This is a genomic window from Acidovorax sp. ST3 (genome assembly GCF_003231145.1).
Classification (GTDB): Bacteria; Pseudomonadota; Gammaproteobacteria; order Burkholderiales; family Burkholderiaceae_C; genus Acidovorax.
In genome coordinates, this window is record NZ_QKVP01000004.1 from 588,750 (window position 1) to 614,065 (window position 25,316).

Sequence of the window (25,316 nt, forward strand, 5' to 3'; positions counted from 1 at the left end):
GCGGGCCCGACGGCATACAAAAGCTCACTGGGCACTCGGGTCACGAGTGAACCCACGCCAGGGCTGCGGGTCATAATTCCTGCCACTTTCCATCTCACCATGATCGATCCCACCTCGCACCCCTCACGCCTGCTGAAAATAGTTGCAGGTTTTGCGCGGTGGTCGCTGGGCTTGTTGCTCGCGTTCTGGCTGCTGCTGACCATCGCATGGGGGGCTCTTCATGGCTGGATTGTGCCGCGAATCGGTGATTTCCGCCCACAGTTGCAGGCGCAGGCCGCACGGGTATTGGGGGTTCCCGTGCAGATCGGCGCCATCGTGGCCCGCACCGAGGGGCTGATCCCGTCCATTGAGCTGTCTGACGTCGCGCTGCTGGATGCGGCAGGCCGTACCGCGTTGCGCCTGCCGCGGGTGGTGGTGGCGCTGTCGCCCCGTTCGCTGCTGCAGTGGGGGTTCGAGCAGCTTTACATCGAAGGCCCGGATCTGGATGTGCGCCGGGCCAGCGACGGGCGCATCTATGTGGCGGGGCTTGAATTTGCCCAGAACCAGGGCGACAGCAGCGCGGCGGCCGACTGGTTGTTCTCGCAGGGCGAGGTCTATATCAAGGGTGGCACGGTGCGCTGGACCGACGAGCAGCGCGGCGCCCCGGAGCTGGCGCTGGAAAAGGTGGACCTGGTTCTGCGCAACGGCAACTGGCACCACAACCTTCGGGTAGACGCCACACCGCCGCCGGAATGGGGCGACCGTTTCAGTCTGGTCGGCCTGTTTCGCGCGCCGCTGCTGCGCGCCCGCGATGGCAACTGGAAGCACTGGAGCGGCCAGGTGTTTGCCCATTTCACGCGGGTCGATGTGTCGCACCTGCGGCACCACGCCGATGTGGGCATCGAGGTGGCGCAAGGCCGGGGCGCGCTGCGGGCCTGGGCCGATGTGCGCAGCGGGCAGGTGGTGGGCGGCACGGCCGACCTGGCGCTGGCCGATGTGAACACCACGCTGGCGGCCGATCTGCGCCCGCTGGTTCTGCCTTCCATCCAGGGCCGGCTGGGGGGGCGTCGGCTCACCGGCGGGTTTGAATTCTCGACGCAGGCGCTGCAGTTCCAGATCGACGACGGCCTGACCTGGCCCGGCGGCAACTTGCGGCTGGTGCACACTGATGCCAACGGCAAGGCCCCGGCGCAAGGCGAATTGCGGGCCGACCGGCTGGACTTGGCGGCCCTGGCGCAGGTGGCCAGCCGTCTGCCGCTGGGAGCGGCCGCCCACGACGCCTTGCGCACCTACACGCCCCAGGGGCTGGTGGACGAGATCCAGGCGACCTGGAAGGGGCCGCTGGATGCGTTGCAGCAGTACCAGGTCAAGGGGCGCATCCAGGGGCTGGCGCTGGCCGGTGCCGCCGATGGCGTAACCCCCGCCCACCTGGGCCTGCGGGGCGCCAATGTGGACATCGACATGACCCAGGCAGGGGGCAAGGCGGCGCTGACCATGGCGTCGGGGGCGCTGGTGCTGCCGGGGGTTTTTGAGGAGCCCGTCCTGCCGCTCGACCGGCTCAGTGCCGACGTGCGCTGGCAGCTGGACGGTGGCCGCATCGCCGTGCAGGCCAACGATGTGCAGTTTGCCAATGCCGACGCGCAGGGAGATGCCCGTGCCACCTGGCATACCAGCGACCCCTCCAAGGCGCCCCACCGGTCGCGTTTTCCGGGGGTGCTGGATCTCACCGGCATGCTGCACCGCGCTGACGGCACCCGGGTGCACCGCTACCTGCCCCTGTCGATTCCCGCCGAATCCCGCCATTACGTGCGCGATGCGGTGGTTGCCGGCAGCGCCAGCAATGTGCAGTTCCGGGTCAAAGGGGACTTGCACGACCTGCCTTTCAATGACCCCAAGCAGGGCGAGTTCCGCATTGCGGCGCGCGTCAAGGACGTCACCTACGCCTACGTGCCCACCGCGCTGCAACCCGCAGGCACCCTGCCCTGGCCGGCGCTGACCGATCTCGGGGGGGAGCTGATTTTTGAACGCTCGTCCATGCAGGTGCGCGGCGCCAGCGGCGGCTTTGCGGGTAGCAAGGGCTTGCGCCTGTCCAAGGTTGAGGCGCGCATTCCAGATTTGGCGCATACCGTGGTCGGCGTGAGTGCCGATGCGCGCGGCCCGCTGGCCGAGCTGCTTACGCTCATGACCACCTCGCCGCTGGGCCGCATGACGGGCAATGCGCTGGAGCAGGCCAGCGGCACGGGCAACGCCGACTTCCAGCTGCGGTTGAGCCTGCCCATCAGCGACATCAACAAATCCAAGGTGCAGGGCAGCGTCACGCTGGCGGGCAACGAGCTGCGCATCACCCCCGACACCCCTGCGCTCACCCGCGTGCGGGGCGCCGTGCAGTTCAGCGAGACCGGGTTTTCGCTGTCCAATGTGCAGGCCCAGGCGCTGGGCGGCCCCGTGCGGCTGGAAGGCGGTATGCGCGCGCTGGCGGCCAATGCCCCGGCCACCGAGTCGGCGGTGCAGATCCGTGCCCAGGGGACAGCCACGGCCGAGGGGCTGCAGCAAACCCCGCAGCTGGGTATGTTGTCGCAACTGGCGCGGCGGGCCACCGGCAGCGCACCGTACACACTGGCCCTGTCTTTTCGACGCGGGGTGCCTGAGCTGCAGGTGAACACCAGCCTGCAGGGCCTGGCCCTGGCCTTGCCGCCCCCGCTGGGCAAGGCTGCGGACAGCAGCCTGCCCCTGCGCTTCGACAACCAGGTGGCGCGCGAATCGTTGGCGGGCTTGGCGAACAACAACGGCAACGGGAGCAATGCCCCACCGCTGCGAGACCAGATCACGCTCGACCTGGGGCCGCTCGGATCGGCCACCTATGTGCGCGACCTGAGCGGCCCCCAGCCCCGCGTGCTGCGCGGCGCCATCGGTGTGGGCCTGAGCAATGGCGAGTTCGCCCCCATGCCTTCACAAGGTGTGGCCGCCAACATCAACCAGGGCAAGCTGGACGTGGATGCGTGGGACGATGTGCTCACCCGGGCCACTGCCGCCGAGTCCACCGCGCGCAGCGCTGGAGCGACCGCCGCACCGGTGGGGCAGGCCATGGCGCAGGACTATCTGCCCACCACGCTGGCGCTGCGTGCGCGGGAACTCACTCTGCAAGGCCGCACCTTGCACAACGTGGTGGCAGGCGCGCTGCGGGAGGGCACCACCTGGCGTGCCAACCTCGATGCCACCGAACTCAATGGCTATCTGGAATATCGCCAGCCTGGGTCGCCCGAGTTCAGCAACGGCCGCTTGTTTGCCCGCCTGTCGCGGGTGAACATGCCGCAAAGTGATGTGACCCAGGTCGAAGAGCTGCTCAACGAGCAACCGGGCAACTTGCCCGCGCTGGACATTGTGGTGGACGACTTTGAGCTGCGGGGCAAGCGGCTGGGGCGGGTTGAGATGGAGGCCCAGAACCGGGGCGGTGAGGGCGTGTTGCGTGAGTGGCGCCTGTCCAAGTTCAACATCACCGCGCCCGAGGCCGCGTTCACCGCCAGTGGCAACTGGGCAGTGCTCAACGCCGCTGCGGCCGGCCCCCGCTCTGCCGAGCGGCGCACGGTGCTGAGCTTCAAGCTCGATATTCGCGATTCGGGCGACCTGCTGGCTCGCCTGGGCATGGCCAACGTGGTGCGGCGTGGCAAGGGCCGCATGGAGGGTCAGGTGGGCTGGATTGGCGCGCCGTTCAGCCCCGACTACCGCAGCATGACCGGGCAGATCAACCTGAATGTCGAGTCCGGCCAGTTTCTCAAGGCCGATCCCGGGCTGGCCAAGCTGCTGGGCGTGCTCAGTTTGCAGTCGCTGCCGCGCCGGCTGACTCTCGATTTTCGGGATGTGTTCAGCGAAGGCTTCGCGTTCGATTTTGTGCGGGGCGATGTGCGCATCGAGCGCGGCGTGGCCACCACCAACAACCTGCAGATGAAGGGCGTCAACGCAGCCGTGCTGATGGAAGGCAGCGCCAACATCGACCAGGAAACGCAGGACCTGCGTGTGGTCGTGGTGCCTGAGATCAATGCCATGACCGCCTCGCTCGTGGCCACGGCCATCAACCCGGTGATTGGCCTGGGCAGCTTTTTGGCCCAGGTGTTTTTGCGTGGCCCGCTCATTGAGGCGGCCACGCAGGAGTTCCGCATCGACGGTACCTGGACCGATCCCCGGGTGGTGCGCGTGGCGCGCCGCGCACGCGAAGCGAGCCCTGCCACCGAAGCGGCGCCCCGCGCCAGCCCACCCCCCAAGACCGGAGAACCTTCATGAAAGTCGCTGCCATCCAGATGGTGTCCAGCACCGCGCTGGACGACAACCTGCGGGTTGCGCGTGAGCTGCTGGAGCAGGCTGCGCTGGGCGGCGCCGAGCTGGCGGTGTTGCCAGAGTATTTTTGTCTGATGGGATACAAGGACACCGACAAGCTCGCCTTGCGCGAGACCGCAGGCTCCGGAGTGATCCAGCAGTTTCTGGCTGACACCGCACGCGCGCTGCAGATATGGATTGTGGGGGGCACCCTGCCTATGGCCACCGATGCGCCGGACCGGGTGCGGAATACCACGCTGGTCTTTGACCCGACGGGTGCCTGCGTTGCGCGCTACGACAAGATCCACCTCTTTCGCTTCAGCAACGGCGCTGAACAGTACGACGAAGGCCGGGTCATCGACGCTGGCGATACCCCGGTGCAGTTTGACTTGCAAGCGCGCAGTGGTCAGCGCTGGCGCGTGGGGTTGTCCGTGTGTTACGACCTGCGCTTTCCGGAGCTGTACCGCGCGCATGCCCGAGCGGGGGCCGACCTGCTGCTGGTGCCCAGCGCCTTCACGCACACCACGGGCCAGGCGCACTGGGAGGTGTTGCTGCGTGCCCGCGCGGTAGAAAACCTGGCCTATGTGCTGGCCCCCGCCCAAGGCGGGGTGCACGCCAACGGTCGCCACACCTGGGGCCACAGCATGCTGGTGGACCCCTGGGGCAGCATCCTCGCGCAGCGCGATCAGGGTGCTGGCGTGGTGGCCGGCGAGCTGGATGTGCAGCGCCTGAGTGCCGTGCGCGCCCAGCTGCCCGCATTGACCCACCGCGTGCTGTGAAACCCACCCCCGTCAAACGCACCCTGCTGCAGCGCTGGCGCGGCGCCTGGCGGCGCTGGTCGTTGTGGACTGCGCTGGTGCTGCTCGTGGTCTCCATGCTGGCCACCATGGTGTGGCTGGCCGGACGCTATGAAGCCAGCCAGGTGCAGACGCGCCTGGAGCGCGACACGGCCGATGCAGTCTCGGACATCCGCACCGCGCTGACGCACAACCTGCAAAGCCTGCAGGCCCTGCCCAGTGACAACCCGAGCCACCTCGCCTGGGAGGTCGAGGCGTCCGACCTGCTGCGCAACCGGCGCGAGCTGGTGCGCATTGAGTTGCGCGATGCCAACCTGCGCATGCGCACCCACGTGCAGTCGCCCTACCGCCCGGTGGCCTGGGACATGCGGCTGCGCGACAGCGGCCAGTCGGATCTCACCATCGCCTGCGCCAACGCGCGTCGCCTGGGGGGGCCGGCGTATTCCAGCAGCTACTTCCAACCCCATGGCGACGGCCTGGGCTCGGAGATGATGGAGCTGTGTGTTCCGCTATCGGCCAGCGGCCGCCCCCTGGGGTATCTCGTCGCGACCTATGCGCTGCAGGACATCCTGGCGAATCTGGTGGGGCACAACCTCACGCGCAGCCAGGAAGCCTCCTTCACCGAGGCCGACGGCACCCGGCTGGCGGTGCTGGGCGCGGCGCGCCGGGGGTCGCGCATGTTTTCGGCGCAGCACCTGCTGGACTTGCCGGGCAGCACGCTGGTGCTGCGCATGGACAGCTGGCACAGCGCTCCCAGCCTGTTTCCCAATGTGCTGACGGCCCTGGTGACGGCCATGTCGATTGCGCTGGTGACGGTGATGGTGGTGCTGGTGCGCGACAACCGCCGCCGCCTGCGCGCGGAGCGCGACCTGGCCGATGCGCTGGCTTTTCGCAAGGCGATGGAGGACTCGCTGGTGACCGGGCTGCGCGCGCGCGACCTGGAGGGGCGCATCACCTACGTCAACCCGGCCTTTTGCGAGATGGTGGGTTTCAGCCCGCAGGAGCTGCTGGGTCTGAGCATGTCTGCACCCTACTGGCCACCCGAGCGTGTGGAGGAATACCGCCACCGCCAGGCCATCCGCTTTGCAGGCACCATGCCTCCGCGCGAGGGCTTCGAGTCCGAGTTCATGCGCAAGGACGGCACCCGGTTTCCCGTGCTGATCATCGAGGCGCCGCTCATCAATGCCCAAGGCCAGCACACGGGCTGGATGAGCGCGTTCCTGGACATCAGCGAGCAGCGCCGGGTCGAGGAGCTGTCCCGTGCCTCGCAGGAGCGTCTGCAGGCCACGGCACGGCTGGCCACGGTCGGCGAGATGGCCTCGTTGCTCAGCCACGAACTCAACCAGCCGCTGGCCGCCATCTCCAGCTACGCCAACGGCTCTATCAACCTGCTGGAACATGCCACGCCCGCCAGCGTCGGAGCCAGTGCCGGTGCGTCCACCCCCGAACACGATGCCCTGGAGGATGTGCGCATGGCCATGCGCCAGATCGCCCGACAGGCCGAGCGGGCGGGCCGCGTGATCAAGAGCGTGCACGACTTTGTGCGGCGCCGCGACCAGGCCCGCGAGGCCGTGCATGCGCAGCAATTGCTTGATGCCATCCTGCCGCTGGTGAGCCTGCAGGCCCGCAAGCTGGGGGTGCGCGTGAACACATCCATCGAGCCCGGCCTGGCGCCCGCGCTGTGCGACCGCACCATGGTGGAGCAGGTGCTTCTGAACCTCGCGCGCAATGCCATGCAAGCCATGGATGACCCTGGGGTGCGCAATCGTGTGCTGGATATCCGGGTGCGGCGCGCAGCCTCCAACCCGCACAATGGCTGGATTGAATTTGCCGTCACCGATGTGGGAACCGGGATTCCTCCCGAAGTCGCAGAAAAGCTGTTCACCCCGTTCTTCACCACCCGCCCCGAGGGCATGGGCCTGGGGCTGAGCATGTGCCGCACCGTCATCGAACAACACGGCGGTTTCCTCGGATTTGCGCCGAATGAACCCCGTGGTACGGTATTTACCTTCACGCTGCCTGTGAACAATGGCGCCACGTCCTGAGGCATATGGCATGAGCCTTTGCCGAGCCCTGGCGGTTTCATCGTGTGCGCGTGACAGATATTGCAATGGACCACAGAACTGATTTATGGAGCCCATCACCAACGCCACCGTGTACATCGTGGACGATGACGCCAGCGTGCGCGAGGCGCTGGCCTGGCTGCTGCGCTCGCGCAGGTTGCCCAGCGAGTCTTTTGATTCGGCCGAGGCCTTCGATGCCATGCTGCAAAAGCGGCCGCCCCAGCGCCAGCCCTGTTGCCTGCTGCTGGATGTGCGCATGCCTGGCATGAGTGGGCTGGCACTTTTTGACGTGCTGGCCGCGCGCGGCGACTTGGCCACCATGCCGGTGATCTTTCTCACCGGCCATGCGGACGTACCCACCGCCGTGGACACCGTCAAGCGGGGGGCGTTCGATTTTTGCGAGAAGCCGTTCTCCGACAACGCGCTGGTGGACCGCATCGAACAGGCGCTGGCCCAATCGTCCGAGCGGCTGGCCCAGGTGCGCGAGCGCAGTGACCTGCAGGTGCGGCTGAGCGAGCTGACCGAGCGGGAGCGCGACGTGATGGACCTAGTGGTCGCCGGTCTTCCCAACAAGCTCATCGCTGACCAGCTCGATATCAGCGTGCGCACGGTCGAGGTTCACCGCTCACGGGTGTTCGACAAGATGCAGGTCAAGTCCGCCGTGGAACTGGCGAACCTGCTTCGCGCGGGGCAGTGAGCCCGTCCCTTTGGCGAGGTTTCGTGCCGGGGTGATCAACCCCGTGGTCGTTCGCCCACAAAAATCTCGACCCGCCGGTTGCGCGCACGGCCTTCAGCAGTGTCGTTGGTGGCAATGGGGTAGCGCTCGCCCATGCCTTCGATCACGATGCGGCGGCCGTCCACTCCGCGCGCCGTGAGGTAGTTGCGGGTGCTCGCAGCGCGGTCCATTGACAGCGGGTTGTTGATGGCGTCGCTACCCGTGCTGTCCGTGTGTCCAACGATGCGCACGTCGGTGTTGGGGTTGTTGCGCAGGCCTGCAGCAAACTGGTCCAGCACCGGCGCGAAGTTGGGCTGGATGTCCGAACGGCCCACAGCAAAAGAAATATCGCTGGGGATATTGAGCTTGAGCTGGTTGTCCGCCGTCTGCGTCACGGCGATGCCGGTGCCTTGGGTGGCCTGTTCCATTTCACGCTTCTGGCGCTCCATGTTCTGAGACCAGATGTAGGTGCCCAGTGCCCCGACCCCGGCACCCACCACGGCGCCTGTCCCGGCACTGCCGCCAGTGGCCGAGCCGATCACCGCCCCCGCCAGGGCGCCGATGCCGGCGCCTGTGGCCGTGCGGCGTTGTGTGTCGTCCATGTTGGCGCATCCGGTGACCAGAACGATGGCGGCGGCCGCGCCGAGAAGTTGAATGTGTGTGCGCATGTGTGTGCTCCTTGAAGGTCGGTGGCGCCGGGTGGGCGGGCTTCGCGCCCGCAGCCTTGTCGGGGTGTTGCCCTGTTCCGCGCGTCGGCGCGGTGCCATCACCCGGCTCACGCCATCGTCGGGCTCGGGGTGCGCTTGCACCATCAGCCCGCTGGCCCATCGCTTGTAGGACGGAGCCGTACCCGCTGGGGGCTTAGCGGCGGCTCAAGGCGATCGGGGAGGCTGCTTGTCGTCGTCCGAGGACTGCGGAGCCTGGAGTTCGCCCCCCTTGCGGCCCGAGAACATGGTCCACCACACGATGGCCACCAGGACCACCAGCGCCAGCAGCGCTTCAAGCAAAATCAGCCCCATGAAATTGACACTCCTGCGCGTTGCATTGACCGCGCTGATTGTAGGAACGCTGGCTGCCTGCTCCACGCCCCCTGCCCCCGTCCCCGCACGGCCTGGGGGCACTCCCGCGCCGCTGCCGCCCAGCACGGTGGTACTGCCGGGGGACACGGGCCCCCTGCCACCGCCCATGGCGCAGCCCAAAAGCCGATGGATTCCGGTGCGCTGGGCCGAGCTGCCGGGCTTTACCGAAGATGCGCTGCATGAAGCCTGGAACGCGTGGATCAAGAGCTGCGAGCGGCCGCAGCCGCCTTTCACGGCGCTGTGCAGCGAGGTGCGGCAACTTAGCATTGCCACGGCCGATGAGCAGCGCGCCTGGCTCATTGTGCGCCTGCAGCCCTACCGCGTCGAGGCCACCGATGGCAATCCCGATGGCCTGCTGACGGCCTATTACGAGCCCATGATGGATGCGGCCCGCCAGCCCGGCAACGGCTTCACGGTGCCGATTTACCGGGTGCCCGCCAGCCTTGGGGCGCGCAAGCCCTGGTACACGCGCCAGCAGATCGACACCCTGCCCGAGGCCCAGGCCGCGCTGGCGGGCCGGGCCATTGCGTGGCTGCGTGATCCCATCGAGTCCATGGTGCTGCACATCCAGGGCTCGGGCCGTCTGCGCATCACCGAGCCCGATGGTTCGGTCTCGCTGGTGCGGGTGGCCTACGCAGGCACCAATGACCAGCCTTACCAGAGCGTAGGCCGCTGGCTGCTGGACCAGGGCCTGACGCGCGATGCGACCTGGCCCGGCATCCGCGCCTGGGTGGCTGCCAACCCCCAGCGCACTAATGAGCTGCTGTGGAGCAATCCCCGCTACGTGTTCTTCCGCGAAGAACCCCTGAACCCGCTGGATGCCGGTTTTGGCCCGCGTGGTGCGCAGGGCGTGCCCTTGACGCCGGGCCGATCGATTGCGGTGGACCGGCAGAGCATTCCCTACGGCACCCCCGTGTGGCTGGCCTCGTCGGGCCCGCAGGTGCAGCTCAACCGCCTGGTGCTGGCGCAGGACACAGGCAGCGCCATCCTCGGCGCAGTGCGTGCGGACTATTTCACCGGCTGGGGACCGGAGGCGGGCGACATTGCGGGTCGGCTCAAGCAGAACCTGCGCCTGTGGGCGTTGTGGCCACGCTGAGACGACTGGGGCTGCGGGCCGGGCACCGCGCCGCCGTGCTCGTGGGCGTGTGCTGAGGGCGCTAGTAGGTTTTCAAGCGCGCGGGCGGCTCAGGTGTGTCAGTGGCAGTGCCCCGCTGGCTTTCACCTCGCCCAGCGAGAAGCTGGTGTGCATGTCTTTCACATTGGGCAGGTTCAGCAGCACGTCGCGCGCGAACTGCGAAAAGCTGTCCAGGTCGCGCGCCACCACCTGCAGCTCGAACGTGCCGGTGCCGCTGATGTAGTGGCAGGACACCACTTCCGGGATCTGGCGGATGGCTTCCTCCATCTTGCGCGTGAGGTTGCCGGTGCTGCGGTCCGCATCCAGCCGCACAAAGGCCAGAACCCCGAGGCCGATCTTGTGCCGGTCGATCTCCGCGCGGTAACCCTTGATGAAGCCTTGCTCCTCCAGCGCCCGCACGCGGCGCCAGCAGGGGGCGGCCGACAGGCCCACCCGCTGGGCCAGCTCGGCATTCGTCAGTCGGGCGTCAGCCTGCAGCTCGTTGAGGATGGCGATATCGAATTTGTCGAGAGTGTTCACAAAGCGGCTGAAATGAGAAAGATCCTTTCTCAGAATAGCCTAAACACGGCACAGAACGCAAAGACATATCAGCGGCGCAGACATACACTTACCCGCAGATTAGTGCCGCAGCCCTAAACGGGCTGCATGGTGCTACCCCAGCGTGCCCACAAGGCGCGGACCCCACAAAAGCCATTGGAGACATAGCCATGAACGCCCCCCTGCCCGAGTCCATCCGCAAAGCGCTAGAGACGGTCACACTGGACGACAAATACACCCTGGGCGAAGGCCGCGCCTTCATGAGCGGTGTGCAAGCCCTGGTGCGCCTGCCCATGCTGCAGCGCCAGCGCGATGCGGCGGCGGGGCTCAACACGGCGGGTTTCATCAGCGGCTACCGGGGCTCGCCCCTGGGCACATATGACCAGGCACTGTGGGCGGCCAAGAAGCACCTGGCAGCCAACAACATCGTCTTCCAGCCCGGTGTGAACGAAGAACTGGGCGCCACCGCGGTGTGGGGCACGCAGCAGCTCGATCTGTACCCGCAAAGCAAGAAGTTCGACGGCGTCTTCGGCATCTGGTACGGCAAGGGCCCGGGTGTGGACCGCTGCTCCGACGTGTTCAAGCATGCCAACATGGCCGGCACCGCCAAACACGGCGGCGTGATCGCCATTGCCGGCGACGACCACATCAGCAAGAGCAGCACGGCCGCGCACCAGAGCGATCACATCTTCAAGGCCTGCGGCACGCCGGTGTTCTTCCCGAGCAGCGTGCAAGAAATTTTGGACATGGGCTTGCACGCTTTTGCCATGAGCCGCTTTTCGGGGGTGTGGTCGGGCATGAAGACCATCCAGGAGGTGGTGGAGTCGTCCAGCAGCATCAACATCGACCCCGACCGCGTGAAGATCATCCTGCCCGAGGACTTTGTGATGCCGCCCGGCGGCCTGCACATCCGCTGGCCCGACGCACCGCTGGAGCAGGAAGCGCGCCTGATGGACTACAAGTGGTACGCGGCCCTGGCGTACATCCGCGCCAACAAGCTCAACTACAACGTCATCGAAGGCAAGCAAGATCGCTTCGGCATCATCGCCAGCGGCAAGGCCTACAACGACACCCGGCAGGCGCTGGTGGATCTGGGCCTCGATGACGACACCTGCCGCCAGCTGGGCATCCGCGTGCACAAGGTCAATGTGGTGTGGCCGCTCGAAGCCACCATCACCCGCGACTTTGCGCAAGGCCTGCAAGAGATTCTGGTGGTGGAAGAGAAACGCCAGGTCATCGAATACCAGCTCAAGGAAGAGCTGTACAACTGGCGCCCCGATGTGCGCCCCAACGTGCTGGGCAAATTCGACGAGCCCGAAGGCGACGCCACGGGCGGCGAATGGAGCATGCCGAACCCCAGCCAGAACTGGCTGCTGCGCGCCAAGGCCGACCTCACGCCCGCCATCATCGCCAAGGCAATTGCCAAGCGCCTCAAGAAGCTAGGGGTGCCTTCTGACATCGTGGCCCGCATGGAAGCGCGCCTGGCCATCATCGAGGCCAGCGAGCGCGCGATGACGGAGCTGAAGGTGGACACGGGCGAACGCGCCCCCTGGTTCTGCAGCGGCTGCCCCCACAACACCAGCACCCGCGTGCCCGAGGGCTCGCGCGCTGTGGCGGGCATTGGCTGCCACTACATGGTCAACTGGATGCCCGACCGCCGCACCAGCACCTTCACGCAGATGGGTGGCGAGGGCGTGACCTGGGTCGGTCAGCAGCCCTTTACCACCGACGCGCACATCTTTGCCAACCTGGGCGACGGCACGTACTTCCACAGCGGCCTGCTGGCCATTCGCCAGAGCATTGCGGCGGGGGTGAACATCACCTACAAGGTGCTCTACAACGATGCGGTGGCCATGACTGGCGGCCAGACCGTGGGTGAGCGGCCCGAGGGGCACAGCGTGCTGCAGATCATGAACAGCCTGAAGGCCGAAGGCGTGGCCAAGCTCGTGATCGTGACGGACGAGCCGCACAAGTACGACGGCGTTGCGCTGGCCGACGGCGTGACGGTGCACCACCGCGACGAGCTGGACACCATCCAGCGCCAGTTCCGCGAGATCAAGGGCTGCACGGCCATCATTTACGACCAGACCTGCGCGACGGAAAAGCGCCGCCGTCGCAAGCGCGGCAAGCTGGCCACGCCCGACAAGACCGTGGTGATCAACGAGTTGGTGTGCGAGGGCTGCGGCGACTGCTCGACGAAGTCGAACTGCCTGAGCGTGGAGCCGGTGGAGACCGAATTCGGCCGCAAGCGCCGCATCAACCAGAGCACCTGCAACAAGGACTACTCGTGCGTCAACGGCTTTTGCCCCAGCTTTGTGACGGTGGAAGGCGGCCAGCTGAAAAAGCCCAAGAAGGAAAAGAAGGGCGACCTGTCGGCGCTGCCGTCCATTCCTGAGCCTGTGCTGCCCGTGGCCGAAACCGCCTGGGGCATCGTGGTGGGTGGCGTGGGTGGCACGGGCGTGATCACCATCGGCTCGCTCTTGGGTATGGCCGCGCACCTGGACGGCAAGGGCGTGATCACGCAGGACGCTGGTGGTTTGGCCCAGAAGGGCGGCGCCACCTGGAGCCACATCCAGATCGCCAACCGCCCCGACGCCATCTACACCACCAAGGTCGATACCGCCAAGGCCGACCTGGTGATCGGCTGCGACTCCATCGTGGCTGCGCACAAGTACACCTTGGCCGTCATGCAGTCCGGCCGCACTTTTGTAGCGCTGAACACCCATGGCACGCCCACGGCGGCGTTTGTGAACAACCCCGACTGGCAGTTCCCAGGCGGCAACTGCGATGCGGCCATCAGCGCGGCCGTGGGTGCAGGCGGTGTGGGCAGCTTTGACGCCGAGCAGGTGGCTACGCAGCTGCTGGGCGACAGCATCTACACCAACCCGCTGATGCTCGGCTACGCCTGGCAAAAGGGCCGCGTGCCGCTCACCTACGCATCGCTGATGCGCGCCATGGAATTGAACGGCGTGCAGGTCGAGAACAATAAGGCCGCCTTTGAATGGGGCCGCCGCTGCGCGCACGACCTCGCGGCCGTGCAGGCGCTGTTCCAGGCCGCGCAAGTGATTCAGTTCGTCAAGAAGCCTTCGCTGGCCGAGATGGTGGCCAAGCGTGTGGAGTTCCTGACCGGTTACCAGAACGCGGCCTACGCCTCTGAGTACCAGGCCTTCGTCGAAAAGGTGAAGGCAGCGGAAGCGAAGCTGGGCACCAGCACGAAGTTGTCCGAGGCCGTGGCCCGCTACCTGTTCAAGCTCATGGCCTACAAGGACGAGTACGAGGTGGCGCGCCTGCATACCGACAAGGCCTTCACGGACAAGATCGCCAACATGTTTGAAGGCGACTACAAGCTGGTGCACCACCTGGCACCACCCCTGACTGCCAAGAAGAACGCCAAGGGCGAGCTGGTCAAGCAGCCGTTCGGCCCCTGGATGCGCAGCGCGTTCGGCGTGCTGGCCAAGATGAAGGGCCTGCGCGGCACGGCGCTGGACATTTTCGGCAAGACCGAGGAGCGCCGCATGGAGCGCGCACTGATCGCCGAATACCGCGCCTGCATCGACGAACTGCTGGCCCGCCTGAGCGCCGACAACCTGGCCCTGGCGGTGGAAATTGCCCGCATCCCCGAAGAGATCCGCGGTTACGGTCACGTCAAGGAGCGGCACCTGAAGGCGGCGCGTCCCAAGTGGGACGGCCTGATGGCCCAGTGGCGCGCAGGCGCCCCGGTCCAGCGTCAGGTCGCCTGATCGGTCCTTCTGCCGTCAGTATCTCCCACAAAAGCCCGCACCTGTGCGGGCTTTTGCTATTAATAGTGTAGCTATCGAGGCATGAATCCCTAGCGCATCAGCCGTTTTTGGCTTGTATTTCCGTGGGCGAGCCCTTGCGGGCCCTGCTGGCGGCAAACACCCGCTGCATGCTTGGGTCTTCCCCCTTGGGCGGCGCCCGAAGCGCCGCATACAATGCCCTGTTCTGCCCTCGGTGGGCGCTTTGGCGCTTGGTGTGGGCGGGTTGTGTGAATTTTGACCATCCGTTGTGGAGTCCAGTCCGTGTTTATTTCTTCCGCTTTCGCCCAAACCGCACCTGCCGCAGCCGCTGGCGGCGGTGACATCATGTCCTCCCTGACCGGCATGCTGCCCCTGGTGCTCATGTTTGTGGTGCTGTACTTCGTCATGATCCGCCCCCAGATGAAGCGCCAGAAAGAACACCGCGCCATGATCGACGCCATCGCCAAGGGTGATGAAGTGGCGACCGCCGGCGGCATCGTCGGCAAGGTCACTCGCCTGTCCGAAGGTTTCCTGCACATCGAGATCGCCAGCGGCGTGGAAGTGCAAATGCAGCGCAGCGCTGTGGTGCAGGTGTTGCCCAAGGGCTCCGTCAAGTAATCCGTGAACATCCCCCTGAGGCGCTGCGCGCCCCGGCTGGGCCGGGCGCGGGGGCAGGGGGCGCTGGCGCGTAGGGCGTCAGCACAACCGAGGTGAGAGCGCGATCATGAACCGTTATCCGGTCTGGAAGTACGCGATCCTGGTGATCGTGCTGCTGGTAGGGGCCTTGTACACCCTGCCCAATTTCTTTGGCGAGGCGCCTGCCGTGCAGGTGTCGTCGGCCAAGGCCACCATCAAGGTGGACACCGCCGTGCAGCAGCGGGTGGAAGAAGCCCTCAAGGCCGCTGGCGTGACGCCCGACTTTGTGGCGCTGGAGGGCAACTCGGTGCGCGCGCGTTTCGACACGCCCGACACCCAGCTCAAGGCCAAGGACGCCATCCAGAAGGCGCTGGTGCCTGACGCCAACGATCCTTCCTACATCGTGGCCCTCAATCTGGTGTCGCGCTCGCCGCTGTGGCTCAAGGCCCTGCACGCCAATCCGATGTACCTGGGGCTGGACCTGCGCGGAGGCGTGCACTTCATGCTGCAGGTGGACATGCAGGCGGCACTGACCAAGAAGGCCGAGTCCTATGCGGGTGACATCCGCACCGCACTGCGCGACAAGAACATCCGCCATGGCGGCATCAGCCGCGACGGCCAGTCCATCGACATCAAGGTACGCGATGAAGCCACGGCCACGGCCGCGCGCAATCTGATCGCCGACCAGTTCGCCGATCTGCAGGTCACTACTACGCCCGAAGGCACCGAATTCAAGCTGCGTGCATCGATCAAGCCCGAAGCCACGCGCCGGGTGCAGGAGCAGGCGCTCAAGCAGAACATGGTCACGCTGCACAACCGGATCAACGAGCTGGGCGTGGCCGAGCCCGTGATCCAGCAGCAGGGCCTGGACCGCATCGTGGTGCAGCTGCCCGGCGTGCAGGACACCGCCAAGGCCAAGGACATCCTGGGCCGCACCGCCACGCTGGAAGTGCGCATGGTGGACGAGGGCACGGAAGCCCGTTCGGCAGAGACAGGCCGTGGCCCCGTGCCCTTCGGCTCCGAGCGCTACCTGGAACGCAACGGCCAGCCCGTCATCGTGAAGAAGCAGGTCATCCTGACCGGCGAAAATCTGACCGATGCGCAGCCGGGCTTTGACGGTCAGACCCAGGAGCCCACCGTCAACCTGACGCTGGACGCCAAGGGCTCCCGCATCTTCAAGGACATTACGCGCGAAAACGTGGGCAAGCGCATGGCCATCGTGTTGTTCGAGAAGGGCAAGGGTGAGGTGGTTACGGCCCCGGTGATCCGTTCCGAAATCGGTGGCGGCCGTGTGCAGATCTCGGGCCGCATGACCACGGCCGAGGCCAATGACACCGCCCTGCTGCTGCGCGCCGGCTCGCTGGCCGCGCCCATGGAAATCATCGAGGAATACACCATCGGCCCGAGCCTGGGCGCCGACAACATCGAGCGAGGTATCCACAGCGTGGTCTGGGGCATGGTGGCCATTGCAGTGTTCATGTGCATCTATTACGCACTGTTCGGCATTTTCTCCACCGTCTCGCTGGCGGTGAACGTGCTGCTGCTGCTGGCCATCTTGTCCATGCTGCAGGCCACGCTGACCTTGCCCGGCATTGCGGCCATGGCGCTGGCCCTGGGTGTGGCGATTGACTCCAACGTGCTGATCAACGAGCGCATCCGCGAGGAATTGCGCGCCGGGGTATCGCCCCAGGCAGCCATCCACGCGGGGTACGAGCGTGCCTGGGCCACCATCCTGGACTCGAACGTGACCACCCTGATTGCGGGCCTGGCGCTGCTGGCCTTCGGCTCCGGCCCGGTGCGCGGCTTTGCGGTGGTGCACTGCATTGGCATCCTGACCAGCATGTTCTCGGCCGTGTTCTTCTCACGGGGCCTCGTGAACCTTTGGTACGGCCGCAAGAAGAAGCTCAAGAGCGTGGCCATCGGTCAGGTTTGGAAGCCTGAGTCCGACAGCGCTGTGGCGAAGACGAACTGAAGGAGGAAGACCATGGAATTCGTAGTTCCAGCATCACGTGCGCGTTCCGCACATGAGCTTTCTCTGAAAACTCCAACGAAGGAATAGGAATCATGGAGTTTTTCCGTATCCGCAAAGACATCCCTTTCATGAAGCACGCGTTGGTCTTCAACGCGATCTCCTTCATCACCTTCGCCCTGGCGGTGTTCTTCCTGCTCACGCGTGGCCTGCACCTGTCGGTGGAGTTCACGGGCGGCACCGTGATGGAAGTGGCCTACAGCCAGCCCGCCGAACTGGCCAAGGTCCGCGACACCGTGTCTGCTCTGGGTTACCCCGACGTGCAGGTGCAGAACTTCGGCACCTCGCGCGACGTGATGATCCGCCTGCCTGTGCAAAAGGGCGTAACGTCCGCGCAGCAAAGCGAGCAGGTGCTGGGCGCCCTGAAAGCGGCAGACCCTGAAGTCACTCTGCGCCGTACCGAGTTTGTAGGCCCGCAGGTGGGCGAGGAACTGGTGCACGGCGGCCTGATGGCCCTGGCCATGGTGGTCGTGGGCATTGTGATTTACCTCGCCTTCCGCTTCGAGTGGAAGTTCGGCGTGGCGGCCATCATCGCCAACCTGCACGACGTGGTGATCATCCTGGGCTTCTTTGCGTTCTTCCAGTGGGAGTTCTCGCTGTCGGTGCTCGCTGGCGTGCTCGCGGTGCTGGGCTACTCGGTGAACGAATCGGTCGTGATCTTCGACCGGATCCGCGAGGCCTTCCGCAAGTACCGCAAGATGACCACCCACGAAGTCATCGACCATGCCATCACCAGCACGATGAGCCGCACGATCATCACCCACGCCTCCACCGAGGCCATGGTGTTGTCGATGTTCTTCTTCGGTGGCCCGAGCTTGCACTACTTTGCATTGGCGCTGACCATCGGTATCCTGTTCGGTATCTATTCCTCGGTGTTCGTGGCAGCGGCCATTGCCATGTGGCTGGGGGTCAAGCGCGAAGACCTTGTCAAGCCCGCCAAAAAGGAAGGGGATCCCAACGATCCCCAAGCCGGAGCTACCGTCTGACCCGCTAATATCTGTTCATGCACACCACGCCCCCTTCTGTTCCGCAACGTCGCCTGGCCCGCCAGGCGCGCCAGCGGTTCGTAGAGGGGATCTGTGGTGGGCTGGCGGACCTGGACAAGACGGTCCAGGACTTCCTCACCGCATTGATGAACCAGACGGGCACCGCCCGTGAAATGCAGTCCCGCCGGGATGCGTGGCTGCAGTACCAGCAAAAACATGCCGCGTGGACAGAGCGCACCGGCAAGGCCTGGCAAGAGGCCCTGGCTCCCCATGTGAGTTCTACACGCGGCCAGCTGGCAGCCGGCGGCGGCGGGGGGCTCAGCCAGTTTGAGCTGCTCAGCGACGATGTGGTGGAGAACAAGATCCTCGCCTCGCGCATGGCGCTCACTGTGAACGAGCAGGTCAGCCATCAGTTTGATACCTTGCGCCAGCGCACCCAGTCGCTGGAAGGGCAGGAGCTGGACAGCAGCGATATTCTCCGACCCGATACGGTATGCCTGCTGCTGGTGGAGCAATGGGTGGAGGCGGGCCTGCCCCGCACGGACCTGCAGACCGTGGTGGACCCCCTGCAGCGCGAACTGGCGAACCTGCTGCAAAAGCACTACCAGGCGGTCAACGTGTTCTACGTGGAGCAGGGCATCACGCCGCAGACCGATCTCAAATCCAAGGTGCGTCGCACCCAGGGCGGCACTGCCACGGGCAGTGGCGGTGGCGATTCGGGCTCAGGAGGACTTGCTTCGCAGGCCCTGGCGCAGACCCGCCAGGCCATGATGGCCGCGCGGGGAGGGATGCAACCGCCTGGCATGCCCGCCGCAGGCCGGCCGATGGGCCCTCCGGGCGCACAGATGCCGCCCCCCGGATATGGCGGCTACCCCCGGCCACAACACGGAATGCCCACGGCCTTTGCCACAGGCATGACGCCCCTGGCCCGCGCACGCCAGCGCGCGCAGGGTGTGATGGGGCAGCTTCGGCGCCTGCTCACGCAGCCCGCCACTGGCTTTGACATGGTGAATGCGCCCCCTGCGTCGGCGGCGCTGGCCCATGCACTCACCGCGCACCGCGTGAATGCGGACACCTACTACAGCGGCGTCGCCACCCTGATGGAGGACTACAGCCCTGCCGCCGTGGTCCAGCTGGTGGGCGCCGTGCGGGAGCGCTCCACCGAACTCAAGAAGAAAGCGACCACTTCGGGCGAAAAGGCCATCATCGAGGTGGTGGCCCTGATGTTCCAGAGCATCCTCGCCGAAGACCGGATACCGCCTGCCGTACGAGTGTGGTTTGCCCGGCTGCAGGTGCCGGTGTTGCGCGTGGCCTTGGCCGAGCCCGAATTCTTCAGCAACCTCGACCATCCTGCGCGCAAGCTGATCGACCGCATGGGGGCCTGTGTGCTCGGTTTTGATGCGACCAGCATCAATGGCAGCGCGCTGGAAGCCGAGATTCGCCGCGTGGTGCAGGTGATCGAACAGTACCCCGAGACGGGACGCCGCGTCTTCCAACTGGTCTATGACGAGTTCGAAAAATTCCTGGCCAAGTTCCTGACCGAAAAGCAGGTCACTTCGCGCCTGGTCAGCGTCGCCCAGCAGGTCGAGCAGCGGGAAACGCTGGCGATCCAGTACACCATCGAGCTGCGCACCATGTTGCGCGACATGCCGGTGCGCGACGAGATCCGCGACTTCTTGTTCAAGACCTGGGCCGAGGTGCTGGCGCTGTCGGCCGTGCGCGACGGGCCGCAGCATGCCGACACGGTGGCGTTCAAGCGCACGGCGGCAGACCTCGTCTGGGCCGCCAGTGCCAAGCCCAACCGCAGCGACCGGGCGCAGGTCATCCAGAACCTTCCCACGCTGCTGCAGCGCCTGCGGCAGGGCCTGTCCCTGCTGGGGGTGAATGGCGAGGCGCAGGATGCGCAGGTCAAGGTGTTGACGGACACCCTGGCCGACGCCTTCCTGTCCAAGACCGCATCCATCCCGCAGGCCCACATCGACGCCATGGCCAAGCGCCTGGCCAACCTGGAAGATTTCATCAGTGACGCCACGCTGGGTGACATGCCGCTCAATGCGGACAACATCGAGATGATGCTGGGCATCGATGCCTCGTCCATCCACGTGATTGCCGACAACGGTGCTCCGGTGGACGATGCAATGGTGGCCTGGGCGCAGGACTTGCAGCCGGGCACCTGGTACACCCTGGACCACAACGGTGCATCGGCTCAGGTGCAATACGCTTGGCAAAGTCAGCGCAAGCAGTTGCATCTTTTTGCCGCCGTGGATGGCAGCAGCTACCTGATTCAGTTGCGCCGCCTGGCCGCGTACCTGCAGGCCGGTCTGCTGGTGGCGCAGGATGAGGAAGGCCTCACCTTGCGCGCCACGCGCGATGCCCTGGCTAAGCTGGATGCCAACCCGGAACGATTGCTGGACTGATGAGCCCTACAGGCAAGTGCTTGGAGCCTGCTGACGATCTCGCTGGGGATCGCGTGGGAGCGCAACCGGGACGTGCGCCGGCATCGTTTGCGCCGGTTTGGCTGCCGGTGATCCCGGGCCCGATCGGTTAGCCCCGGCCGACCCGCTGGAACAAGCCGCCAGGCAACCGTGCAATGCGACCGTCGAGCTCCAGTTCCAGCAGGGCCACCTGCAACGTCGATGCGTCCATGCCCGTGCGGGCGATCAGAGCATCCAGCCCCATGGGGTCATAGCCCAAGGCGGCCAGCACGGGGTCTTCTGTCTCATCCGATGCGGCTGCTCCCGGGGCGTTTACGCCTTCGTGGGCTAGACCGGGCACGGTGGTGGCGGGGATTTTGAGCTCTTCCAGCACATCCTGGGCCGACTCCACCAGCTTGGCGCCTTGACGGATCAGCGCATGGCAGCCGCGCGACTGTGGCGCGTGGATGGAGCCTGGGATGGCAAACACTTCGCGACCCTGTTCGGCGGCCATGCGGGCAGTGATCAGGGAGCCCGATGCCAGGGCGGCTTCCACGACCAGCGTGCCCTGCGAGAGGCCCGAAATGATGCGGTTGCGTTTGGGGAAATTGCCAGGCAGCGGTGGCGTGCCCAGGGGGTACTCGCTGACGATGAGTCCGTGCGCGGCAATGCGATGGGCCAAGTCCAGGTTCTTTCGCGGATACACGCGGTCAAGCCCGGTGCCCACCACGGCGATGGTGGCCGCCATGGTGCCAGCGCTGGTCGCCGCTTCCAGTGCCCCTTCATGCGCCGCTGCGTCCACACCCAGAGCCAGCCCCGACACGATGGTCAAGCCGGCGCCACACAACGCGCGGGCGAAAAGGCGGGCGTTTTCTGCGCCCTGGGCCGTGGGGTTGCGGCTGCCAACTACGGCGAGGCAGCGGTCGCTGGGAAAGGGCTGGTGCTCCAGCAGCAACGCCGGGCCCATGAGGTACAGCAGCAGCGGTGGGTCTTCCGTGTCCAGCAAGGCTTGGGGATAGCGCAGGTCGCCCAGACTCACGATGGCGCGTGCCGGCCCTTGTGGCGCAGCGTTGGCAAGCCATTGGGCCGTGGTCTGCCACAGGGCTTCCCAACCCTGCGGAATCTTGCGCAACGCCTTGGCCTGCGCGGCGGGCACGCAGAGTTGCAGCGCGGCTTCAGTCTGCTGAAAGATGGATTGCGGTAATCCAAACTGTGCCAAGAGGCGCCGTGCAGCACCGTTGCCGATGCCCGGCGTCAAGGTCAGCCGCAGCCAGGCGCCGAGCTCGTCGTGGTCCATGGATGCCAGTACGGCGCGGCAACGTGATTACCGCAGCGCAGGAATCCCGCGCAGCGATACGTGCTGTCGGCCCTCCGCGTTACTTGGGGTTGACCAAGCGGTCGCCGACGCGCACGCCGTTGCGGATTTCCAGCAGCAGCACGTAGGACACGCGCTCGAAGGTGCGGAACACCATGGCGGTGCCGTTGACTTCACTGGGCAGCTTGACCATCGCCTTGTTGCTGTCGGTCATGTCCTTGATGCGGTCGCCCTTGGTGAGGAGGCTGAGCACATGGCCGGGCTCCAGTCCGTCTTGCGAACCCATGTTGATGGCCACTACCTGATTCTGGGCCGCGTAGGCCACCGCTGAGCTGCCATAGATGGACACCACTCGGGCGTCCACTTCCATCTCGGGGGCGCGGGGGGTGTAGCTCAGGAACGGACGAGCGGGTGCGGGCAGCAGGCGGTCGCCCGCGCGGACTTCCTCCTTGGTGGCCGACAGATCCACAGTGGCGGGGATGTACTCCGCCGTGTATCCACCCTTGCCGTTTGGAATTTCTTCGAACGACTCGCCACGCACCAGCTCCGCCTTGCCCAGGTACTGGGCTTCGTATCCCAGCACTTCGGCCGTGACGGGGTCCTTGAGCGCCACGGCATTGCGGAACACACGGTAGTACCGGGGTTCGCCCGCCTCTGCCAGCATGGGCGACGCGGCGTCTCCGCGCACATAAACACGGTCACCTGCCGCCATCAGCACGCGCTCTTCCGTGGTCGCGATCACGCGTGGGGCGCTCAGCAGCACTTGTTCGTCCACCACGAGCGGCTCGACCAGGAACGGCTCAATGAGGTGCTGCTTGAGTGTGGGCAGCGCGGAATCGGCCAGACTGTCGCTGCGCGTGCGGGGCGAGATACGCACGGTTTCGGGTTCGTTCGAGCGGCTGGTGCTCAGGCGGGCGTAGCCACCTTCCTTGATGAGGTACAGCGTCTGGCCAGGGAAGATCAGGTGCGGGTTGGGGATGGCCTTGAGGTTCATGCCCCAGAGCTCGGGCCAGCGCCAGGGGCGCTTGAGGTACATGCCCGAAATGCCCCACAGCGTGTCGCCCCGCTTGACGGTGTAGGTGTCGGGGGCGTTGGGGGCCAGCTCTTCCAGGGGCACTCCCCGCTCGGACACTTGCTGTGCCGTGGCGCGCTGGCCGCTGGAGATGGGGTAGTTCTGCGCCTGGGCCGGCATGACCAGCAGGGCGCCAGCAATGATGGTGAGCGCGCCCAGGGCGGTCCGCCGCACGCTGGTGAATGCCGTCATGTTGTTCCTTTTCTCATGCATTGGGAAACGCCCCCTCGCTGGCACCTCGGCGCACAAAGCAGGCGTGCGGCCGGGCAAATACGTTACAAAGCTTCTTAGATTCTCTGCTCAAGCCCTTGATTCGGCAACGATTATTGGCTCGCAGGGCGGCAGTAGGCCGCAAAAGTGGCGAAAATAGCGACATCTCTTACCTGCAGCCATGGCAATCCTTCCCATTCTCTGTTACCCGGACCCCCGGCTTCACAAGGTCGCCCGCCCCGTCCAGGCGGTGGACGACCGCATCCGCACGCTGGTGGCCGACATGCTGGCCACGATGTACGACGCGCACGGCATTGGCCTGGCGGCCACCCAGGTGGATGTGCATGAGCGGCTGGTGGTCATCGACGTGTCGGAGGAGCGCGACCAGCCCCTGGTGCTGATCAACCCCGAGCTGGTCTGGACCAGCGCCGAAAAGCACCTGAACGAAGAAGGCTGCCTGTCGGTGCCTGGCATTTATGACGGGGTGGAGCGGTTTGATGCCGTGCATGTGCGGGCTCTGGACGCCCAGGGCCAGTCCCGTGTGATCGAGGCCGACGGACTGCTGGCGGTCTGTATCCAGCACGAGATGGACCACCTCATGGGCAAGGTGTTTGTGGAATACCTATCCCCCCTCAAGCGCAACCGCATCAAGACCAAGATGGTCAAGCAACAGCGGGAGGCTCGCGGGTGATGCGCGCAGCGCTCTGCGTCCGCCGGGGCGTCAGAGTGCTGGCGCTGGCTGCGCTGGTTGGTCAGTTGGTGGCCTGCGCATTGCCGGCCCGTGAACAGCCGGGCGCATTGCGGGCCGAAGTGGTCGCCCGCTTGGGCCCGCCCACGGCCGCGATTGCGCTGCCCTCTGGCGAGCGCTTGCTGTATTCGGAACTGCCCGCCGGGTTTGCTGCCTACAACCTCGACTTTGACGCCAGCGGTCGGCTGGTGCGCAACGAGCAGGTGCTCACGCAGCAGCGGTTCGAGAACCTGCCTATTGGCACCTGGACCCGCGCCGACCTGCAAAACACCTTCGGAATGCCCTTGCGGGTCGAGCAGGTGGCGCGCTTTGATGGTGATATCTGGACCTACCGCTTCCGGCAGAACTCGGACCTGCGTCAGGCCCATGTGCACCTGGACCGCCAAGGGGTGGTGCGCCAGGTGCTGTTCACCGACGAGCTGCCCAATTTTGACAACGCGCGCGATTGATGGGATGGGCGGCCCCGCCGGGCCACCGCGTCCCGCGCCCACCTGAGCCAACATCCGTTTCCATGAGAGTCATTTTTGCCGGAACCCCCGAATTCGCCCGCGTGGCCCTGGAGCGGCTGCTGTCCGCAGGCTTCACCGTTCCCTTGGTGCTGACGCAACCGGACCGCCCTGCAGGCCGTGGCATGAAGCTGCAGGCATCGCCCGTCAAGCAATGCGCGCTGGAGCATGGCATTGCCGTCGCCCAGCCCCGCAGCCTGCGCCTGGATGGCAAGTACCCCGACGATGCCGCCGCTGCGCGCGAAGCCCTGCTGGCCGCGCAGGCCGATGTGATGGTCGTGGCCGCCTACGGACTGATCCTGCCGCAGTGGACCCTGGATCTGCCCCGTCTGGGCTGCCTGAACATCCACGCGAGCCTGCTGCCGCGCTGGCGCGGCGCCGCTCCCATCCACCGTGCCATCGAGGCAGGTGATGCGGAAACGGGCGTCACCATCATGCAGATGGACGCCGGGCTGGACACGGGCGACATGCTGCTCACCGAGCGCCTGCCCATCGCCCCGAGCGACACCACGGCCACCTTGCACGACCGCCTGGCCACGCTGGGCGGACGCATGATCGTCGAGGCCCTGGAGCTGGCCGCCTGTGGGGGCCTCACTGCCGTGCCGCAACCGGCAGATGGCATCACCTACGCCCACAAGATCGAAAAGGCCGAGAGCACCATCGACTGGACACTGCCCGCCGCAGTCATTGGCCAGCGCATTCGCGCGTTCGATCCCTTCCCCGGCGCCAGTACCGAATGCAAGGGCGAAACGATCAAAATCTGGAGCTATGCAATTGATAGCATTCAAGGCATATCCGACCAGCGCCCCGGGCAGATTTTGGCTGCAGATGGCGCCGGAGTGACTGTCGCATGCGGTAGCGGCACCGCTTTGCGCCTGACCACGTTGCAGCGGGCGGGTGGCAAGCGGCTGGCGGCCGCTGATTTCTTGCGCGGCTTTGACCTGCAGCCGGGCATGGTGCTGGGCGCCAACCCTGCATGAGCGTGTCTGCTGCCCTGGGCCGGACACTGCGCCACCCCTCCTTCCG

General features: G+C 66.0%; 18 protein-coding genes. 13 read left to right on the top strand and 5 right to left on the bottom strand.

Annotated elements, in window-relative coordinates; translation table 11 throughout:
- Positions 1-99 precede the first annotated feature (99 nt).
- The 4 genes from DNK89_RS15370 to DNK89_RS15385 all read left to right on the top strand — a co-directional run bounded on the left by DNK89_RS15370 (position 100) and on the right by DNK89_RS15385 (position 7,847).
- Positions 100-4,257: a YhdP family protein gene (locus DNK89_RS15370; RefSeq protein ID WP_110960798.1), complete on the top strand. Its 4,158-nt coding sequence runs from the start codon at positions 100-102 to the stop codon at positions 4,255-4,257.
- Positions 4,254-5,069 carry a carbon-nitrogen hydrolase family protein gene (locus DNK89_RS15375; protein ID WP_110960799.1) on the top strand — a complete coding sequence of 272 codons (816 nt, stop codon included), beginning with the start codon at positions 4,254-4,256 and terminating at the stop codon, positions 5,067-5,069. The genes DNK89_RS15370 and DNK89_RS15375 overlap by 4 nt, the downstream gene beginning before the upstream one ends.
- Positions 5,048-7,132, top strand: coding sequence for a nitrogen regulation protein NR(II) (locus DNK89_RS15380; protein ID WP_370220928.1), 2,085 nt, complete (start codon positions 5,048-5,050; stop codon positions 7,130-7,132). Before DNK89_RS15375 ends, DNK89_RS15380 begins: the two co-directional genes overlap by 22 nt.
- Positions 7,133-7,217: 85 nt before the next feature.
- On the top strand, positions 7,218-7,847 hold the full coding sequence (locus DNK89_RS15385) for a response regulator transcription factor (protein WP_110960800.1): 630 nt from the start codon (positions 7,218-7,220) through the stop codon (positions 7,845-7,847).
- Positions 7,848-7,882: 35 nt separating this feature from the next.
- Here the strand turns inward: DNK89_RS15385 and DNK89_RS15390 are convergent, their stop codons facing one another.
- Both DNK89_RS15390 and DNK89_RS24585 read right to left on the bottom strand, forming a co-directional pair.
- Complete coding sequence (locus DNK89_RS15390) at positions 7,883-8,533, bottom strand: OmpA family protein (RefSeq protein ID WP_110960801.1); 651 nt, start codon at positions 8,531-8,533, stop codon at positions 7,883-7,885.
- 204 nt (positions 8,534-8,737) lie between these two features.
- Positions 8,738-8,884 carry a hypothetical protein gene (locus DNK89_RS24585; protein WP_203422291.1) on the bottom strand — a complete coding sequence of 49 codons (147 nt, stop codon included), beginning with the start codon at positions 8,882-8,884 and terminating at the stop codon, positions 8,738-8,740.
- Between DNK89_RS24585 and DNK89_RS15395 the strand changes: the two genes are divergently transcribed.
- The gene (locus DNK89_RS15395) at positions 8,883-10,040 is read left to right on the top strand and encodes a murein transglycosylase A (protein ID WP_370220926.1); all 1,158 of its coding nucleotides are present in this window, start codon (positions 8,883-8,885) and stop codon (positions 10,038-10,040) included. The two genes, DNK89_RS24585 and DNK89_RS15395, sit on opposite strands and share 2 nt — an antisense overlap.
- 72 nt (positions 10,041-10,112) lie before the next feature.
- Here the strand turns inward: DNK89_RS15395 and DNK89_RS15400 are convergent, their stop codons facing one another.
- Complete coding sequence (locus DNK89_RS15400) at positions 10,113-10,598, bottom strand: Lrp/AsnC family transcriptional regulator (protein ID WP_056643917.1); 486 nt, start codon at positions 10,596-10,598, stop codon at positions 10,113-10,115.
- Positions 10,599-10,786: 188 nt separating this feature from the next.
- Between DNK89_RS15400 and DNK89_RS15405 the strand changes: the two genes are divergently transcribed.
- From DNK89_RS15405 to DNK89_RS15425, 5 genes are all read left to right on the top strand, one after another.
- Positions 10,787-14,356 (top strand): indolepyruvate ferredoxin oxidoreductase family protein, encoded by a 3,570-nt coding sequence (locus DNK89_RS15405; protein WP_110960802.1) that lies wholly within the window; start codon positions 10,787-10,789, stop codon positions 14,354-14,356.
- Between the two features lie 300 nt (positions 14,357-14,656).
- Positions 14,657-14,992: a preprotein translocase subunit YajC gene (gene yajC, locus DNK89_RS15410; RefSeq protein ID WP_015016243.1), complete on the top strand. Its 336-nt coding sequence runs from the start codon at positions 14,657-14,659 to the stop codon at positions 14,990-14,992.
- Positions 14,993-15,098: 106 nt separating this feature from the next.
- Positions 15,099-16,982, top strand: a complete 1,884-nt coding sequence (gene secD / locus DNK89_RS15415) for a protein translocase subunit SecD (RefSeq protein WP_110960803.1) — start codon at positions 15,099-15,101, stop codon at positions 16,980-16,982.
- Between the two features lie 92 nt (positions 16,983-17,074).
- A complete protein-coding gene (gene secF / locus DNK89_RS15420) occupies positions 17,075-18,025 on the top strand; it encodes a protein translocase subunit SecF (protein ID WP_015016241.1) in 951 nt (316 codons plus the stop codon).
- A 17-nt stretch (positions 18,026-18,042) separates the two neighbouring features.
- Positions 18,043-20,442 carry a DUF1631 domain-containing protein gene (locus DNK89_RS15425; RefSeq protein ID WP_110960804.1) on the top strand — a complete coding sequence of 800 codons (2,400 nt, stop codon included), beginning with the start codon at positions 18,043-18,045 and terminating at the stop codon, positions 20,440-20,442.
- 127 nt (positions 20,443-20,569) lie between these two features.
- Here DNK89_RS15425 and dprA read toward each other — a convergent pair whose 3' ends face one another.
- Together dprA and DNK89_RS15435 are read right to left on the bottom strand one after the other, a co-directional pair.
- Positions 20,570-21,736 carry a DNA-processing protein DprA gene (dprA, locus tag DNK89_RS15430; RefSeq protein WP_110960805.1) on the bottom strand — a complete coding sequence of 389 codons (1,167 nt, stop codon included), beginning with the start codon at positions 21,734-21,736 and terminating at the stop codon, positions 20,570-20,572.
- Positions 21,737-21,815: 79 nt separating this feature from the next.
- Positions 21,816-23,018 (bottom strand): LysM peptidoglycan-binding domain-containing protein, encoded by a 1,203-nt coding sequence (locus DNK89_RS15435; RefSeq protein WP_110960806.1) that lies wholly within the window; start codon positions 23,016-23,018, stop codon positions 21,816-21,818.
- 199 nt (positions 23,019-23,217) lie between these two features.
- On the opposite strand from DNK89_RS15435, the gene def reads away from it, so the two are divergent.
- From def to fmt, 3 genes are all read left to right on the top strand, one after another.
- Entirely contained in the window at positions 23,218-23,727 is a 510-nt protein-coding gene (gene def, locus DNK89_RS15440; RefSeq protein WP_056067873.1) for a peptide deformylase, read from the top strand.
- Positions 23,727-24,233, top strand: a complete 507-nt coding sequence (locus tag DNK89_RS15445) for a hypothetical protein (protein ID WP_110960807.1) — start codon at positions 23,727-23,729, stop codon at positions 24,231-24,233. The genes def and DNK89_RS15445 overlap by 1 nt, the downstream gene beginning before the upstream one ends.
- Before the next feature lie 62 nt (positions 24,234-24,295).
- Positions 24,296-25,270 (top strand): methionyl-tRNA formyltransferase, encoded by a 975-nt coding sequence (fmt, locus tag DNK89_RS15450; RefSeq protein WP_110960808.1) that lies wholly within the window; start codon positions 24,296-24,298, stop codon positions 25,268-25,270.
- The last annotated feature ends 46 nt before the right edge of the window (positions 25,271-25,316 follow it).